The following is an 18,965-nucleotide window of genomic DNA, read 5'->3' as shown; positions in this document are numbered from 1 at the left end:
AATATCTTGTGATGTTAAACTTCTGTATTTATATACAAGAGATTAGATATTTAAATCTTTAACAAGTCCTGTAAAATTGTTTTTATTAAAACTTGCTTGTGACTCTTAACAATTGTAATTAAAAGAACAACGATTTGTTTAAAAATAAAATATTGACTTAATATTTTAAAGGAGATAAACTCCGTTTCTCAAATCGTGAGCTGGAATTATATAAGAGTAATGCTTAATATGTGCTTAATGTTATAAAAAAAATAAAAATATTTTAGTGGGTGATATTAAATAAAAATACGTTATCTATAAATCATAGTTAATAATTAATTTTAATTGCTACAATAATTTTAGCATTGTGTATTTAATTTTTTTATATTTTAAGATATCATAAGGCGACAAAAAGTCAATAATAGATAAAATAAAAATAAAAAATCAACAAGGATTAAAATGGAACATAGTTGCAAAGATAATGGTTGTGATGGGTTTTTATTAATGAAACAACAGCAATCTTGTGTGGTATTAGCTGGTGGCAAAAGTAGTAGGATGGGAATAGATAAAGCATTAATGCCTTTTAAAGACAAGGCAAGTCTATCTGCATATGTAACAGATAAGCTATCATCTATTTTTAAAGAGGTTTATATAAGTGCAAAAAATAATAAATTTAACAATGCTAAACTTAATCAAAGCATTAAATTTATAGCCGATGAAAGCGATGAAAGTTCTCCAATGATTGCACTTGCTAGTATACTTCATCATTTTAATGAACCAGTTTTTATACAACCTGTTGACATGCCTTTTTTAAAACCCGAGAGCATCAAAGATATGTCTAAGCTAAAAGATGATTTTGAAATCGTAATAGCTTGTGAAGCAGAAAGAGATCATGTACTTTGTGGTTATTTTTCTCCTAGCGTAGCAGATAAAGCAAAAAAATTAGCTAAGGATGGAAAGCATAAAATAAAAGAGCTTTTAAAAATTTGTGATGTAGTTAGGGTTGAACTTTCTGGTGATAATGAAGGGATAAACCTAAATAATCCTGATGATTTAAAAAAGGCTTTAAGTTATGAATAAATCATTATTTATATTATTTATTTTTTCTTTTTATTTATTTGCAAATGATGCTGATAAATTTAACCTTGCGAATGAGCTAGAAGAAGCAGGCGATATAAAAGGTGCAATGAATATCTATAAAAGCTTAGCCTCTAAGAACATAGAAAAAGATTCAAGTTCAGAAGAACACATTAAATCAGATATTATAAACAATTCAAAAGCAAAAGATGAAGCACTTTTTAGGGAACTTTTTGCTGGAAGTAGTATAAGTTTTCATGAATTAAACTATTTGCTCTTAGGTACATATGCTTCTAGTGTCCCTAATAACGATAGACAAAAATTTGAAACCAAATTTAACATAAGTATTAAAAAACCGATAGAAATTTCACTATTGCCGAAATGGGCCAATCTTTATATGGCATACTCTCAAACATCATGGTGGCAAACAGGAAAGCATAGTTCGCCTTTTAGAGAAACAAATTATAGGCCAGAAGTTTTTATGCGTCTATATACAAACAATGAACGGATAAATAGCTTTGATATAGGTGTTTTACACGAATCAAATGGACTAGGTAAAGATAAAAGCAGAAGCTGGAACAGGGTATATGCTAGCTCTAAATTAAATTTTAGAAATCTATCCATAACTCCTAGAGTTTGGTATCATATAGGAGACTTGAGCGACAATAAAGACATTTATCGTTATTTGGGTTATGGTGACATAAAAGCAAAGTATACTACAAAAAATATATCACTTGAACTACTATTGCGCAACAACTTTCATTTAAAAGACAATAAAGGAGCGGTTCAAGCAAGTCTTGTATTTCCACTATTTGGTGGAATTTTGGGATACTTACAATACTTTAATGGATACGCTGAAAGTTTAATAGATTATAACCACAGCACAAATAAAATAGGCATAGGTTTTACGTTACTTAGATAAAAGCAGAGGGTTAGAAACTCAATCTTTTCTAACCCTTAAAAAAGTAGCAAAGCGTGGTATACCATTTTTTGTTAATTTTTGATATTTGAAAGTAATAATACTCCCAATCTTTGGTGGATTTTTACGATTATCATCACTAAAACCAGATCCTATTTTAAATCTAATTCTATTTGCTAACTCACAAGTTATTGATCCCATCATATCTTTATACTTACCTTTGCCTTTATTTATAGACACTACCTTACACTCTTCATCAATAAATCGTTTATACTTTAAATTTAAATTACTTCTTGATTTTATGTATTTAGAGTTTGGCGCGCGAATTACAACACCTTCTCCGCCACTACTTATAATCTCATCTAACAAGCTATCTAATTCTTTCTTGCTTGTTATAAGTTTTTGGGGTATAAGCTTTATATGATTTTTTATATTATTGTTGTTGGAATTTTTATCTATATAATCTTGAACTACTTTCAAACGCTCAATCAATCCACCATTTGTATTAGGCACATCAAATATATAATAAGTTATATTTTTCCATTCTTTTTCATTTGGTGTTTGATCCATAACTATACTTTGTATTTTTTCAAATTCATCTGTTTTAGTATACAGTTCTCCATCTAATGCAAAGTCTGGAAGTGCTTTTAAAAAATAAGAAGGTGCATTTATAATCTTACCTTGTCTGCTTTTTAAATTTTTACCATCCCAATAAGCTCTTATGCCATCAAGCTTCTCACTAGCATACCATCCACTTATATTCTGATCTTTATATGTGCCAAGCTTCATTAATTCAATAGCATAAATACTTTGAATACATATAAAGACAATAACAATTAACTTTAAAATTTTATCCACCAATATCCTTTATGATTTTTAATATTTTTTATTAAATTGACATTACACAATCATATCTAAAAAACAACAAACAACCAAATAAGATAAAAAAATAAAAAACATTAAATTAAAATATATAAGAATTTAAATAAAATAATCTAAGCAAAGAACTATTATAAAAATCAAACAATAAGAAATAAAAAAAATAAAGAATTTAAAAACTAATCTAATATAGTTTTATATTTATAAATTAAGAAATAAAATAAAAAAAATATATAAAAGTTAAAAAAGAAAAAGTAATAAAAACAAAAAAAGAAAAAAGTAAATTAATAGTTATAATATATTAGATATAAATAAAATAAACAATGATAAAAAAATATGGAATAGTTAAAAAGAGTATATTGTTAAACTATATTAATGGTGGGCCTAACAAGACTTGAACTTGTGACCTCACCCTTATCAGGGGTGCACTCTAACCAGCTGAGCTATAGGCCCTTAAATGGTGGAGAATAGCGGGATCGAACCGCTGACCTCCTGCGTGCAAAGCAGGCGCTCTCCCAGCTGAGCTAATTCCCCAATATTAATTTCTAAATACTAATAGAAATAAAATATATTTAATTATTAGCTGTCAATCTTTCAAAACTAAACAAGGATCAATTGATATATTTTCCTTTGATGTATATCTTGTGAGAGAATATACATTGTACTCTAGAAAGGAGGTGATCCAACCGCAGGTTCTCCTACGGTTACCTTGTTACGACTTCACCCCAGTCGCTGATTCCACTGTGGGCGGTAGCTAGTTTAGCATTCCGACTTCGAGTGAAATCAACTCCCATGGTGTGACGGGCGGTGAGTACAAGACCCGGGAACGTATTCACCGTAGCATGGCTGATCTACGATTACTAGCGATTCCGGCTTCATGGAGTCGAGTTGCAGACTCCAATCCGAACTGGGACATATTTTATAGATTTGCTCCATCTCGCGATATTGCTTCTCATTGTATATGCCATTGTAGCACGTGTGTCGCCCCGGACATAAGGGCCATGATGACTTGACGTCGTCCACACCTTCCTCCTCCTTACGAAGGCAGTCTCATTAGAGTGCTCGCCCTAAGCGTTAGCAACTAATGACGTGGGTTGCGCTCGTTGCGGGACTTAACCCAACATCTCACGACACGAGCTGACGACAGCCGTGCAGCACCTGTCTTAACATTTCTGCAAGCAGACACTCTTCCATCTCTGGATGATTTGTTAGATATCAAGTCCGGGTAAGGTTCTTCGCGTATCTTCGAATTAAACCACATGCTCCACCGCTTGTGCGGGTCCCCGTCTATTCCTTTGAGTTTTAATCTTGCGACCGTACTCCCCAGGCGGTATACTTAATCCGTTAGGTGCATTACTGCCTTGACTAGCAAAGCAACAACTAGTATACATCGTTTAGGGCGTGGACTACCAGGGTATCTAATCCTGTTTGCTCCCCACGCTTTCACGCCTTAGCGTCAGTTGAGTTCCAGCAGATCGCCTTCGCAATGGGTATTCCTGGTGATCTCTACGGATTTTACCCCTACACCACCAATTCCATCTGCCTCTCCCTCACTCTAGATTATCAGTTTCCCAAGCAGTTCTATGGTTAAGCCATAGGATTTCACAAAAGACTTGATAATCCGCCTACGCGTCCTTTACGCCCAGTGATTCCGAGTAACGCTTGCACCCCCCGTATTACCGCGGCTGCTGGCACGGAGTTAGCCGGTGCTTATTCGTTAGGTACCGTCATGGTTCTTCCCTAACAAAAGGAGTTTACGCTCCGAAAAGTGTCATCCTCCACGCGGCGTTGCTGCTTCAGGGTTTCCCCCATTGAGCAATATTCCCTACTGCTGCCTCCCGTAGGAGTCTGGACCGTGTCTCAGTTCCAGTGTGACTGATCATCCTCTCAGACCAGTTATGCGTCATAGCCTTGGTAAGCCATTACCTTACCAACTAGCTGATACAATATAGCCTCATCCCTTACCGAAAAACTTTCCCGACCAAACTTATGTTTGGAAGGAGTATAGAGTATTAGCAGTCATTTCTAACTGTTGTCCTCTTGTAAGGGGCAGATTAGCTATACATTACTCACCCGTGCGCCACTAAGATTAAAAAAGCAAGCTTAATTAATCTCCGTTCGACTTGCATGTATTAGGCACGCCGCCAGCGTTCACTCTGAGCCAGGATCAAACTCTCCATATAATTTATATGAAGTTTTTAATCTAAAAAACTTTAATTTTTTTGTTAATCAGTTTTAAGTCTATAAACAATATAGACTGGCTCAATCGATCACTTGTTTAGATTTCAAAGATTGACTAATAGTTTAACATTTATAATTTAACAGAACAACGATATTTAAAAAGAAAAGCTTTATTAACTAAAAAGTTAAAGGTGGTTTCTCAAATCGTGAGCTGGAATTATATAAGAGTAATGCTTAAATGCTACTTAAATAGAGAATAATATTTAAAATAATTTGAATTTGGGTGAGATACATAACAATTAATAAATAAATAACCAGAATAAGCTATTTATTTCATGATAAGTTAGCTAATATTGAACATCAATAACACTAAACATAACACAAAAAAACAATATCCAATCTTATTCTTACTTAAAATCACTAAAAACATTAAAAACTTACTAATAAATATTTACTATTACAAAAATCTAATTTTTATCCAAAGAAAATAATAGTAATTTTAAAAGAAAGAATTTTAAAGTGGTTTAATATTTGAAGAATAAGCCACAAAATCAATAAATATATAAATAAATGAAATTTTGGTAACTTATTTTCTATAACTACTTATATTATTTTATTGATATTCTTTCATTACAATTTTAAAATATTAAAAGGGTTGGAATAAATAAAACAAAACTAATGTTAAATTTATAGCTAAGAATTGATAAATTATTAAGTATTTGTAAAAATTAAAATTTATAATAAACTCCTAAATTTAATAAATTTGTTTTATTCCTGTTTTCAATAGATAAATTATAGTTTGCTTGTAATGACACCTTTTGATTAATTTTATAAGCTCCTCCGATACCAAACCATACTTTATCTTTTGGCTCACCAGCTCCTTTTACGGCAACATCTTTATAGCCATTTGCTAAAACTTTTGCCTTAAAATCGAAATTTGCTGGATTGCTATTATAAGAATAAAATACGCTTGAGTTTAAGTTTAATTTTTGTAAATTTAAACTAGTTCTTAAACCCAAAATAACATAATTAGAGCTATATCTTTTTGAATTAGCTTTCAAAGAGCCAAATTCATATTTTTCTTCAAAATCATTTCTTTTTATTCGAGTAGCCTGATTTGCAATAAAAGGGTTTATTAAAATATTATCAATATTTTTTCTAACTCCAATTTCTGTATATAAATTATACACTTTGCTATCAAATTTTGAATTTACTCTTTTATTAATAACTTCTCTATTTACACTGCTTGACACATTATTTAACCCACCGATTCCTAATATATATATATGCATATCCTAAATCTTTACTCAAATAAAGCATAATACCTTTGTTTTTCATATAGATATTTCCTAAATCATTATTAAATTTAGTATCTGTATTTGCATGCACGAATCCTATACCAAAGATATAATCGCTAAATACACTATCGACTCCAAACAAATTACCTTTTGTTTTAGATATAGCTTTTGTATAATTTTTTGTGTTAATTTTACTATTAGCATACATTCCATCGTACCAAAAACCACTACTATTTATTATAGATAAGCTACTTACTCTGTTACTAAAAGAAATATTTGTTAATAAATTATGATTAAAAAGTATATTTTGGCTAGAAGTATAAATTTCACCTGAGAGTGAATCTATCATTTGTGGGAGTACGTTAGCATGTGCATTCATTACTCTTACTGCCGTAGCTGAAATTTCATTTTGTTCTTGAGTTTGCGATAGCTCTTCTAAAGCCGTATCGAAATTTTTAGCCGTATTTGAAGAGCTGGCTGTTACGTATCCTGCTGCTTGTAATACAAACGCCGTAGAATTTCTATTATACTCTACCCATATATTTTGCTTATCTTTATCCATATAAAAACTAGATAAATGTATATATCTTGATACATTATTTGAAGTTTTATAATCTCCATTATAGTTTTTTATCTCGTTTGCTTTTACTATATTTCTTTTTTTGGTTTGAGTGCCTATTACAGAATGGATATTTTCAACATCGGCTAGGATATAAGAGTTATCTTTCATATCCATTGTACCCGTAATTTCTAAATTTGACTTGTCGATATCTATGGCTATGCGACCTTTATCTTTTGAAACGTAGTTTCCATTTATTTTAAGACCATTTCCGTATACCTTTAACAATCCACCATTGTTTGTTACGCTATATGTATTGCCATTGCCTATATTCACAGTGTTGTTATGATTTTCTGCAAGAAGCGTTCCATCTTTTTCTATTGTAACGTAAGAATTTTTCAGTGATTTTTGGACAACTATAGCGCCATTTTCTATCCATGTTATACCTTGATAGGTATTTTCTCCTCCTAAGTATAAAGTTCCAGTTCCTTTTTTGTATATTCCGGCATCGCCTGCCATATCGTTATTCCAAGTCAGTTTTCTTGTATCTTTATAATTTCTATAATCAAAATCAACTGTAAATAAATTTTGTGTTACTCTATGTTTGTCTTTGTTTGTCAAAAGGCGTTTATCTAGTCTTCCTGGACCTCCTAAGGCTCTAGTTTCATTTAATATTCCCCAGCCAAATGTCTCATCCGGATTTTCTGTTTGATCTTTTGTGCCTGGTTTATCTGCGCTAGATAGGATAGTCATAGTAACTAAGTGATTATTCATCCATGGGAATTTCGTCCATACATTCGCAACCGCAGCGGTTACCACAGGAGCTGAAAATGATGTTCCTTCTATATATTTATAGCATCCATAAGGACTATTTGTACATTCGGCGCCAGGTAGCTCTATAGTCCAATTGCCTCGAGCTGTGATACCCCAATTTTTACCTTTGTTTCCTATTTTATTTGAATAATTTGCAAGTTTAGATGTATTTCCTGTTTCATCAACTGCCATAACGGTTATCCAACCATTTCTAGCATCATCGTTAAGATGAGGATAGAGCGACTCCGGAGATGCATGATTTGTATGTTCATTTCCAGCAGACCATATGAATATACTATCTGTCGTTGCATACCAGGCAACATTTGGAAATGTCAATCGTACATCTCCGTGATTAGTCCCATTAAAACCATATGAATTATTAAAAATTCTAGCGCCTTTATTATGCAAATTTCTATAATCATTTTCAGTAGAGCCAATCAGGAGTGAATTTCTATTTCCCGATAGACCTGCTGACCGAACGAAGATCTTAGAGTCTGTGTTGTGTTTCACAATCATGTGAGTTACCATTGTTCCGTGATGTTGTTTATCTTTAGGGTCTTGTGTGGTTTGCGTTATATCTATTCTAGATTTGCCATCTTTTTTAAATTTTTCAGAGTCATAAAAGAAAGTATCGACTACACCGATATCCATAATCTTTTTTTCATCTTTCTTGGTATCTACTAGATTGCTATCTAAATTCTCTGTGCCTTTCAAAGTTCCTTGAATTATACCACTTGGTAAAGGTGCTAGCGGAGACACAGGGGAGGGGTTATGTGGTAGGCTAACAGCGGGTAGTACTACAGGTGGTGCTATATGATTGTTATTGGGACTATTGTTTGGATAATTTGGATAATTATTTGGGATTGATGGACTGCTACTACTACCACCACCACCGCCACCACCGCAACCGATAAATAATACAGATATTATTGGTAAAACTACAAATTTTTTTGCATTTTTTCTATTTTTAAGATTGGCTAATTTCATTTTAATCCTTAAGTTTGTTTTTGAGTAAGACTAGGCTATAATCTTAATTCAAAGAAATTAAAGACATAACTTAATATAATTAAAGTTAGGTAAAACCGCAAATTGTATCCAAAAACTGTAAATTGAATCTCAATAAACTCAAACAATGATTATTTTTTAAAAATAAAACAAAAGAGGCTTACAAATACCTAAATAAATATCAAGATGAGTTTAAATATGGTGATTACGTAAGCGAAGTGCAAACCGCAATGGACAATCTGTTTTTCAAACTTGATGAAAACAATGCTACAAAATTAAGAGAGCATTATAAAGAACTTATGAAAAAATATCAAAATGCAGATATAGGCAAAAAAGCTTTACTCTCTCTTATGGATTTAAATATTAAAGAAAGAAAATTTAAGCAAAATTTGGAGTATGCCGTTTTGGTTAAAGACTTAAATCAAACAAAAGGCATTGAGTATCTAAACACATCAGCGTTTGAGCTTGTAAAAGAAAGCGTAAATCAAATTTTGCAAGATAAGTACAATGACGAAAAAAAGATTATGAATATCGGTGTAGTCGATACTTTCTTTTATAAATCTAAAAAATTTGAAAAACCGAACGGAACATCCAGAATAGAAATAGTGCAAACAAATGAAGATCCGCAAGATAAACAACATCACGGAACAATGGTGTCCCATACAGTTGTGAATCATAATGAAAAAGCCAAAATATTCGCCCTTTCGACAGGGGTATCTAGAAGTAGCAATTCGATTGCCTATACTTCACAACATTACAAACATTTACATGACGATAAAAAAGTTAGAATTTTTAACAATTCATATGGTCTTAATGGCACTGATTACGGACAAGCAAATACAACATTTGGAAATGTTGCCCACTATGCAGCGACAGATAGTATATTCATATGGACTGCTGGAAACGATGGTGTATTGGGAGAAGAATATTCAAATCATGCAAGTCCACAAGCCCTTTATCCTTTATTGAGACCAAATGCTCAAAACGGCTGGATAACCGTTATGGCAGTTGATGATAGTGGGGACACATCTAAACTTGCGAGTTATTCAAACAAAATAGGAAACAAAGGTAAAAATTGGGGTATCACGGCTCGGGGGAATTGGGACATAGACCTACCAGCTGATGAGTGTGAGAACTATAGTCCCAATGGATGTTATAAATATATAGAAGGAACATCATTTTCAGCTCCTGTGGTAACCGCTGCGGTTGCGAATGTATGGACGAAATTCCCATGGATGAATAATCACTTAGTTACTATGACTATCCTATCTAGCGCAGATAAACCAGGCACAAAAGATCAAACAGAAAATCCGGATGAGACATTTGGCTGGGGAATATTAAATGAAACTAGAGCCTTAGGAGGTCCAGGAAGACTAGATAAACGCCTTTTGACAAACAAAGACAAACATAGAGTAACACAAAATTTATTTACAGTTGATTTTGATTATAGAAATTATAAAGATACAAGAAAACTGACTTGGAATAACGATATGGCAGGCGATGCCGGAATATACAAAAAAGGAACTGGAACTTTATACTTAGGAGGAGAAAATACCTATCAAGGTATAACATGGATAGAAAATGGCGCTATAGTTGTCCAAAAATCACTGAAAAATTCTTACGTTACAATAGAAAAAGATGGAACGCTTCTTGCAGAAAATCATAACAACACTGTGAATATAGGCAATGGCAATACATATAGCGTAACAAACAATGGTGGATTGTTAAAGGTATACGGAAATGGTCTTAAAATAAATGGAAACTACGTTTCAAAAGATAAAGGTCGCATAGCCATAGATATCGACAAGTCAAATTTAGAAATTACGGGTACAATGGATATGAAAGATAACTCTTATATCCTAGCCGATGTTGAAAATATCCATTCTGTAATAGGCACTCAAACCAAAAAAAGAAATATAGTAAAAGCAAACGAGATAAAAAACTATAATGGAGATTATAAAACTTCAAATAATGTATCAAGATATATACATTTATCTAGTTTTTATATGGATAAAGATAAGCAAAATATATGGGTCGAATACAACAGAAAAGCTACCGTACACGTATTGCAGGCAGCAGGATACGTAACAGCAAGCTCTTTAAATACAGCTAAAAATTTCGATACGGCTTTAAATGAGCTAGCACAAACTCAAGAACAAAATGAAATTTCAGCTACGGCAGTAAGAGTAATGAATGCACATGCTAACGTACTCCCACAAATGATAGACTCACTCTCAGGAGAAATTCACGCATCAAATCAAAACATAATACTCAAACAAAACCAGACCATAAATCGCACACTAAGCAACAGGATAGCTTCGCTAATGCGCTCTTATAAAAGTGGAGTGTGGTTTGATGGGGTGTATGGTGAGAGCAAAATCACCAAAGAAGGCTACGCAAACACTCTAGCTAAGACAAAAGGAACTCAAATCGGACTAGACGGCAAAGTAACCGATGAGCTAACTCTCGGTCTTGCTATATCAAAAAGCGCTTCAAAAGCTACTTTTGACAAATCAGCAGGTGATATAAAAATAGAAAATGACAATGTTTCGGTGTACGGATCTTATGATTTTTTAAATTTTTATCTCTCTGGCAGAGTTGGACTAAATGATTCAAAAAATGATATAAAAAGGGTTGTTGCGGACAAAAACTCCGATGTATCATACAACCACAAAACTTACTCTGCTTACACTGAGCTAGGAAGTTTTTATAATGTTGATTTTGTGAATTTAAATCCATTTATAGCTACTGAGCTAAATAAAATTTCTCGTGGGGCCTTTAGTGAAAACCTGCCTTTAGGAATTACTGCGGATAAAAAACGCTATAATACATACTCTATATTAGCAGGTGTGAGGTCTAGCTTTAAGTTTAACTCTCTTACGCTAAATTCTAATATCACCCATTCATGCGCTCCAAAACCTAATGATTTTAGCTTTGACGCTAAATTTAGCAATATGAATAACAACATAAATGTAAAAGGTATATCACAAGCCAAACATATAACTTGGCTAGGATTTGGGCTAATTTATGATGTAAATGAAAATTTTACCGTCGACTTTAAGCACGATGTGTCAATACAAGATGGCAAAAAAGATAATAGCGTCTTTACTTTGGGTGCTTTTTATAAATTTTAATAAATCGCAAAACAAACAAATATATATTAAAGAATTTTATATAAGGTTGGGAAACATGGAACAAATTAAAGAATTTATAATTTTAATTTTAAATAGTAAAAAGATATTTTTATAACCCAACCTTAAATAAAATTAGTATAATAATAATAATAAAACATCTAAATTATAGAGTCGCAAAATATATTTTAGCTCTTACATTAAAGATCTATAATCATATATGCTCTAAATTTTAAAAAATATGAAAGATTTTTTTAAATCAACAATATAAATAAATCATATTTGAACACAACAAACTTTCTGCTTTTGATGAAGTTAATCTTGTAATTGCAATCATCTTTAAAGATGGAATATCCTTTGAATAATTCCATAAAGACAGGCAATCGCGCAAAGTTTACAACCTATACATATATTTTCACGAAATTATATATATGACTTATATGAAAATATAAAGTCTGATTACAGCAAAGACACTCGCACAAAAATAGCCGTTCGCACTGACGACATTGGTTTGATATTTTAACCAATATCAATAAAGTATATAGTGTGTAAGCGTTTGGACAGGCTTTTTCACAAGCTTTACACCCAATACAAAGCTCTGGATTGCATATCACAAACCTATACTTTTTTGACATTTTTAGCCTTTTTGTGTAAATTAAAAAACATTTATTGTATCAAAAGGTAGAGAAATAAAAAAAATAAAAATAAATTCCATGTCATTTTATTAAATTTAATTGAGCTTCACAAAGAGATTTATATGAACTTTGTATATTTGTATTTACACATTCTGTTAAATATTGCTTAGCAAGTTGTGGTTTTTTTTGTTGGATATAAACAGTAGATATTAAGTTTAAAGCCCTACTTCTTTCTTCTGGTTTAAGCCTTAAACTAAGTATATATTTTGCTTCATCCAACGCATCACTTATATGATCTAATTTTAAAGACGAACTGGCATATATAAAGTTGAGTTCTGGCGTAAATGTGTTTATTCTAACACCATTTTGAAGCGCTAATGCCTTTTTTGAATAGATATTTGCATTTGCAAAATCATTCTTATAAAAAGCATATTTACTAACTTTATCATAAGCTTCTATAAGCTTAAAATCTTGACCTCTTATCTCATCCATAACTTGCAAAGTTGCAATGGCTTCAGAAAATCTATCAAGCTCCAAAAGAGAATAAAATCTAAAAAATAAGGCAGGAGTTGGATCTGAATGCTCAACACTAGCACCCAAAGAGATAGCATCATTTGCAGCTTTTATGCTGTTTTCATAATCCTTAGTCTTATAGTAACTATCACTCAAATTTACAAGCCACTCAACCCTATCTTCTAAATCATTATCATAAATATGTGTTTGTGCTAAATTTAATGCATCTTTAAACCTAGCTGTTCTATTAAGACATTCATATAGTTTAAATTGAGCTAATTCAAGCCTATTTACATCATAATTTTCAATCAGCTTTACAACATCTTGACAATCATTTTGTCTTATACTGTCTTTTGCAAGTTCAAATGCTGATGTTTTTAGATATTCAATGCCTTTTGTTTGATTTAAGTCTTTAACCAAAACGGCATACTCCAAATTTTGCTTAAATTTTCTTTCTTTAATATTTAAATCCATAAGAGAGAGTAAAGCTTTTTTACCTATATCTGCATTTTGATATTTTTTCATAAGTTCTTTATAATGCTCTCTTAATTTTGTAGCATTGTTTTCATCAAGCTTGAAAAACAGATTGTCCATTGCGGTTTGCACTTCGCTTACGTAATCACCATATTTAAACTCATCTTGATATTTATTTAGGTATTTGTAAGCCTCTTTTGTTTGATTGTCTTTTGCGAGTTCTATACCTAAATTTTTCAAAGATACTTCATATAAATGATCTATTTTTCCAGTGTTTTTTACTAAAATTTCATATATCTTAGCTGATATTTCTGGCATTTTATTTCTTGCAAAAACACCAGCTAAGTCAAATGCTTTTTGTTTATCCTTTAAAAAATAATCATTATTTGAGTTTAGAATTTTAAGCACATATTTCTTTGCATCTTGTATTTTTTCTTTTTCTATGCTTTTGTTAGTTAAGCTTAAAGCTGCGCGACTTGCTATATTTATATTATCTGTTGCATAAAGCACATTCTCATAAAGCTTTAATGCATCTTTGTCTTTACCATTATTATAAACAGCATCAGCATAATCAAGTATCGCAAGAGAAGTAAAAACAGACTTTGGATGCTCATTTAAAAGTATATCTATCATATATTTTGCATCACTAAGAATATTGTCTTTTATGTATGCCCTTGCCACCATATACAAAACTTCAGGGTAATTATCATCTGATACAAATTTTCTCATCCAAGCCTTGCCTTCTTGAACGATATTTTCAGGAGTAAGCTCTTCGTATTCATCTTTTGTTTCAAAGATTTTATCCATAGCTCTTAATCTATAAAGCAAAAACTCACCAGCAAAAATACTTTTTGGATGGCGCTGTATGGCTATTTGCGTATCATCTATGACCTTATTATAGCTTTTGTTATCATAAGATTTTTTTATCCCTATATAGATATCTATATCATTGCTATCAAAACCTTCAATAGGAGCCTTATTAAAATCCAAAGCTCCTACATTTGGTCTTAAAAGCAAATCAAAATTTGGAGCGAAGTTTACACCATTTGGTAATGTTTCATCAAACTCTTTTAAATTTGGATCCACAACAATATCAAATTGTTTTGAAGTTTTGCTTTTATTTGTCTTAACGTTAGTATCAAAATACAACTTATTTTCGGTGTTTATAAGTCTTGAGTTTGCCTTTGGCAAGACAACTATAAAAAACTTTCCATCTTGTTTTTTGTAGTTTATATCCATAAGATCAAGTTCAACATCTTGTATGTCCATCATGCCATTATCATCCAACATACAAGCATATCTTTTTGTGTTATAAGCCAAAATTTGTTCAACACACTCAAATTCTTTATCATCACTAATCTTTAAGACACTATAAGATTTTTTATTTTCAATACCACTATTTAAACTAATAGTAAAAGCAAAAAGCAAAAATGGGCAAAATAAAAATAATAAAATTTTATTCATTATATCTTTTGGACTCTAACCAACCTAAAATTATATCCATTTACCTTTTTTACAGGCACAAAAGCTATCGTTCCTTTTAAAGTTGTATCTAGTATAAAATCGGCATTAAGCTCAAAATCTTCTGCTTTTAAAAAAATATTATCCTTACCTTTTACCTTACTTGCAATAGCAAAGCTTGTGCCACCTTTTACAAAAGAGTCTTGCGAAATATACTGATAAATAACACTACCATCATAACCATCAAGCTCTTTTAACTCGGTAAATTTTTTATCAATTTTTATCTCACTAGCTTCGCCATCAGCTAAAACTATATCAATATCAAACAAGTTCAAAAACTCAAAAAGCATTTTAGAGTCAGGATGAGTAAAGAATGAAGAGTCTATAATTATATTTTTTACATCTTTCATCCACTCTTTTAACTCATCAAATTCTTCTTCCCCAACACTACATTCACCGCTCAAATAGCCTTCATCTAATCCATCAAAATACTCATCTTTGATATCTAATGTGTATTTACAAAGCAACGCTAATACATAGCTAATGCTTCCTATTTCGCATTTTATTAGATTTTTGCTTCCTAAAATTTCATCATTTAAACAAGAAATATACTTAAACTCACACTCTTTAAGCTCATTGGCTAGTTTTAAATTTGATAAAGATAATAAATTTGCCAAGCTTAAAGTTTTTGCTTTCTTAAATTCTTTAAATTTCAAAATTTATCTCCTTTTTTAAGCTTTTATTATCTCTTTTAAAGACTTTATTTTAGCTTATTTTTTCAACAGCATCAATGCTAGCTATCGCTCTTTCTTCTCCAAAAAGCTCTCTTATACATCCATCTTTTGCTAAAAGTATCCTATCTGCTATATCAAAATAAGAATCATCGTGACTAATAGCTAAAATACTAATTCCTTGATTTTTCAAATATGGTAAAATTTCTCTGTAAAAAACTCTTTTAAAAACCGGGTCTTGATCAGAAGCCCACTCATCAAGTATAAGCAAACTTCTTTTTTCACTAAGTGCGACTAGCAGACTAAGTCGTTTTCTTTGCCCAGTAGATAAAGAAGTGGTACTAAGTTTGCCATTTAAAACCTGAACTTTATCTTCTATTTTTAACATATTAAGCAATTTAGTATATTCTTCTTCATTTGAAAAATCACCATTTTCATCTATGACTTGTGAAAAAAGATAAAGGTCACTAAAAATAGCACTTATATTGCTTTGAAAATCAGACAAGTTGTCATGACCAATAGCAACATCATCAAGGTAGATTTTTCCCGAACTTGGCTGCAACAAGCCACAAACCAAATTTGAAAAAGTGCTTTTACCACTTCCGTTTTTGCCTATTAAAAATATCATATCACCACGATTTATTTTTAAATTTAAGTTTTTTAATCCAAATTTATCATTATATTTAAAATTTACATTTTCAAAACGAAGCTCTTTCCAATTTTTATCAAGTAAACTTTTAGGCAAAAAATCATCTTTATAATCAACAAAATTTAAGCTCGTTAGTTTTTCATAACTCACCTTAGCACTAAGCAAGGTAGGAACAGAGCCTATAAGTGAAGTCAAAGAAGTTCTTAAAAAAAGTATCGTTAAAGCTGCCGTGATAGCTGTTTGTAAACTAGCCCAATTTAGAGAAATGGATAAAAATATACACATACCAACCAAACCAAGAAGCATTATATTGCTCCAATTATCACTAATTGAATTATATATATCAGCCTTTATAAGATTTATCTTTTTTTCATTTGCAACATTATCAAACTCATCAAAAACTATACTTGCCCTATGCCTATTTAGAGTAAGCTCTTTATGACCTTGAACCACATCTTCAAAGCTTGATTGAAGCCCATCATCGCTTTTTCTAGCAAGTTTAAAGTATTTGTGTATATTACTCATAAAAAATACACCAACAAATAGCATTGCAAGTATCCAAACAAAAACAAATAAAAATAATTTTGGAGATATATAAATAAGATAAATGCTAGTAGCTGCCATAAAAAATAAACCCTGTATAAAATTTGGCACACTCATTAGAGCAAATGAAATAGTTCTTATGTCATTATTTAAACTTGCAATTATTTTTGCTTTTCCTATTAGCTCTATTTGGCTATTTTTAGTATCTAAAATGCGTTTTACAACCTCTTTTCGCATATTGTAAACAAAATTGTGTCCAAATATAGAAAGGCTAGCATTTGCATATATAGACACAACCAAGAAAATAACCAACAACAATAAAAACTCAACCACAACAAACACATCAAAATCGACTATAGTTAAAATTTGATTATTTATAAAAGATAAAGTTAAAATACCAAGTCCACTATACAAAAGTGTTAAGAAAAATATTTTTATAAGTGTTTTTATATTTTTTTTAAGTATTTTTTTTATCACATTTAACTCTTTTTATGCAGGTATTTGCAAATATCTTTTTAGTATTATTAGTGCGGCCATACTATCAAGCTTACCATCTCTTTTATCTTTTACAAAATCAGCAGCCTCAAAGCTACTAAACGATTCATCTTGATATATAATCTTTCCATCAAAATCAAGCAAAGATACAAAATGCAATATCCTTCTTCTCATTTCATCTTCACTACTCCCACCAATAGGCACGCCAACGACCAAAATATCAGCATTATATTCACCCAAAACCCTACTGATATCTCTTGATGCTTGGTTACGATTTTTCCTAAGTATAGGTGTAAGCGGAACAACTACACCTTTAAACCCAAAAGCTAATCCTATACGCTTTAATCCGATATCTATAGCTACAAATTTTTCATCGTTCATTGTATTTTAATACTACTCTTTATCTTTTTTAAAATTTCCCGATAAAATTTTTAGCGGCATTGTAAGCTCTATCGCCTAATTTTTTAGCTTCCTGCTTTAAATCCAAAGATTTTATCTCTTCAAATTTTTCACCTGTTTTCTTATCAAACTCTTTTTTGATATGGTCAAACCTATCATTTATATTAAAATCCGCCCCGTTTTTATTTATAGCTGATTTTAATTTTTCAAGTTTTTCATTTGCCACATTTACAAGCTCTGATATATTTTCATTTAACCTTAATTCGTTTAGTCTATCACTAATTTGTTCACTTGCTTGTTCACTAAGTCTTTTTAATTTAGATTTGGCGTTATCTAATCTTTCATCAATAATTACTTTTATTTCATCTTTAGAAGGAGATTCGCAAGATGTTTCAAGCTCTCTTAACATATCTATAAAATTTTTATAAATATCTTTTAACTGATTTATGTTTTGTGATAGCTTTAACTCATCTGGTATATATTTTGATTGCTCTTTAATTCTCTCAATAGAGCTTATTATACCTTCTTTTGTTCCAAATATAGCTCCGCCAACTAACTGTTTTGCAAATATATGGCTTTCATTTGCAACCTCAACAGCAGCAAGTATTATGGTTTTTGAAATCTCAAGTATTCTATTTTTATCAAACTCACCCTCGTGTATAGCAGAGTATGTCATGCTCTTTGAAATTTGGTAAATGGTGTCTTGCACATTAACTCCATTTTCAAGAGTTGTCAAAAATGCATTTTGAGAACTCTCTTTTAAAATTTCAAGCATTCTTGTTTCTTGAATAATGGCATTATTTAATAAATTTAAAAGCTCATCTTTGTGTTTTAACTCGCTATTTGAAACTATATCTTCAGCAGATTCAAAAGAAAATCTTAATTTTTGTCTTATATCATCTTGGTTTGATTTAATTTTTTTTGTTATCTCATCTTTGGCATTTAAAAGCTCGTATAACTCACGCTCTTTTTTGCCAATCAAAGCTTGATTTATTCCTTCCATAGCAAGTTTTAAATTTTCGGTTGTAGCTAAATCGTATTTTAAAAACCCTGCAAGCAAATCATTCATCTTTTCTTTTAAAGTATTTTTAAAATCATCCAAATTTAAATCACTAACATCGCTAAAATAATTAGCACTAATATCTTTTAAACTTTTAAAATCGCCATTTTTATCTTTATAATTTTTTAAACCTATATCCAATTTATCTTTTTTATCTTTCATTA

The 18,965-nt window shown here is 31.0% G+C and carries 12 protein-coding genes, 2 tRNA genes and 1 rRNA gene; 3 read left to right on the top strand and 12 right to left on the bottom strand.

Going from position 1 to position 18,965, the window contains the following annotated elements; translation table 11 throughout:
- The first annotated feature begins 438 nt into the window (after positions 1–438).
- Positions 439–1,059 (top strand): molybdenum cofactor guanylyltransferase, encoded by a 621-nt coding sequence (locus CPIN17260_RS01340; RefSeq protein ID WP_078440445.1) that lies wholly within the window; start codon positions 439–441, stop codon positions 1,057–1,059.
- On the top strand, positions 1,052–1,978 hold the full coding sequence (locus CPIN17260_RS01335) for a phospholipase A (protein WP_078440444.1): 927 nt from the start codon (positions 1,052–1,054) through the stop codon (positions 1,976–1,978). Before CPIN17260_RS01340 ends, CPIN17260_RS01335 begins: the two co-directional genes overlap by 8 nt.
- 18 nt (positions 1,979–1,996) lie before the next feature.
- On the opposite strand, the gene CPIN17260_RS01330 is transcribed toward CPIN17260_RS01335, so the two are convergent.
- The 6 genes from CPIN17260_RS01330 to CPIN17260_RS01305 form a co-directional block, all read right to left on the bottom strand.
- Positions 1,997–2,833: a DNA ligase gene (locus tag CPIN17260_RS01330; RefSeq protein ID WP_226996962.1), complete on the bottom strand. Its 837-nt coding sequence runs from the start codon at positions 2,831–2,833 to the stop codon at positions 1,997–1,999.
- A gap of 397 nt (positions 2,834–3,230) precedes the next feature.
- Positions 3,231–3,307, bottom strand: a tRNA-Ile gene (locus CPIN17260_RS01325).
- Positions 3,308–3,312: 5 nt separating this feature from the next.
- A tRNA-Ala gene (locus tag CPIN17260_RS01320) sits at positions 3,313–3,388 on the bottom strand.
- A gap of 136 nt (positions 3,389–3,524) precedes the next feature.
- A 16S ribosomal RNA gene (locus tag CPIN17260_RS01315) occupies positions 3,525–5,037 on the bottom strand.
- Between the two features lie 726 nt (positions 5,038–5,763).
- On the bottom strand, positions 5,764–6,327 hold the full coding sequence (locus tag CPIN17260_RS01310; RefSeq protein ID WP_078440443.1) for an autotransporter outer membrane beta-barrel domain-containing protein: 564 nt from the start codon (positions 6,325–6,327) through the stop codon (positions 5,764–5,766).
- Positions 6,290–8,692 (bottom strand): autotransporter serine protease, encoded by a 2,403-nt coding sequence (locus CPIN17260_RS01305; protein WP_078440442.1) that lies wholly within the window; start codon positions 8,690–8,692, stop codon positions 6,290–6,292. Before CPIN17260_RS01305 ends, CPIN17260_RS01310 begins: the two co-directional genes overlap by 38 nt.
- 236 nt (positions 8,693–8,928) lie before the next feature.
- Here CPIN17260_RS01305 and CPIN17260_RS01300 point away from each other — a divergent pair, with 236 nt between their 5' ends.
- Positions 8,929–11,844, top strand: a complete 2,916-nt coding sequence (locus tag CPIN17260_RS01300; protein ID WP_157887317.1) for an autotransporter serine protease — start codon at positions 8,929–8,931, stop codon at positions 11,842–11,844.
- A 398-nt stretch (positions 11,845–12,242) separates the two neighbouring features.
- Here CPIN17260_RS01300 and CPIN17260_RS09650 read toward each other — a convergent pair whose 3' ends face one another.
- From CPIN17260_RS09650 to CPIN17260_RS01270, 6 genes are all read right to left on the bottom strand, one after another.
- Complete coding sequence (locus CPIN17260_RS09650) at positions 12,243–12,476, bottom strand: 4Fe-4S binding protein (protein ID WP_078398219.1); 234 nt, start codon at positions 12,474–12,476, stop codon at positions 12,243–12,245.
- An 81-nt stretch (positions 12,477–12,557) separates the two neighbouring features.
- Positions 12,558–14,927 (bottom strand): tetratricopeptide repeat protein, encoded by a 2,370-nt coding sequence (locus CPIN17260_RS01290; protein WP_078440440.1) that lies wholly within the window; start codon positions 14,925–14,927, stop codon positions 12,558–12,560.
- Positions 14,927–15,640, bottom strand: a complete 714-nt coding sequence (locus tag CPIN17260_RS01285; protein ID WP_078440439.1) for an NADH dehydrogenase — start codon at positions 15,638–15,640, stop codon at positions 14,927–14,929. The genes CPIN17260_RS01290 and CPIN17260_RS01285 overlap by 1 nt, the downstream gene beginning before the upstream one ends.
- A gap of 49 nt (positions 15,641–15,689) precedes the next feature.
- A complete protein-coding gene (locus CPIN17260_RS01280; RefSeq protein WP_078440438.1) occupies positions 15,690–17,324 on the bottom strand; it encodes a multidrug ABC transporter permease/ATP-binding protein in 1,635 nt (544 codons plus the stop codon).
- Positions 17,325–17,336: 12 nt separating this feature from the next.
- Entirely contained in the window at positions 17,337–17,723 is a 387-nt protein-coding gene (gene ruvX, locus CPIN17260_RS01275; RefSeq protein ID WP_078440437.1) for a Holliday junction resolvase RuvX, read from the bottom strand.
- 28 nt (positions 17,724–17,751) lie between these two features.
- Positions 17,752–18,963, bottom strand: coding sequence for a hypothetical protein (locus CPIN17260_RS01270; protein ID WP_078440436.1), 1,212 nt, complete (start codon positions 18,961–18,963; stop codon positions 17,752–17,754).
- Positions 18,964–18,965: the final 2 nt, after the last annotated feature.

The organism is Campylobacter pinnipediorum subsp. pinnipediorum (assembly GCF_002021925.1).
GTDB classification, from domain to species: Bacteria; Campylobacterota; Campylobacteria; order Campylobacterales; family Campylobacteraceae; genus Campylobacter_A; species Campylobacter_A pinnipediorum.
Note: the sequence above shows the minus strand (reverse complement) of the source record. Positions and strands in the feature narration are given on the sequence as shown.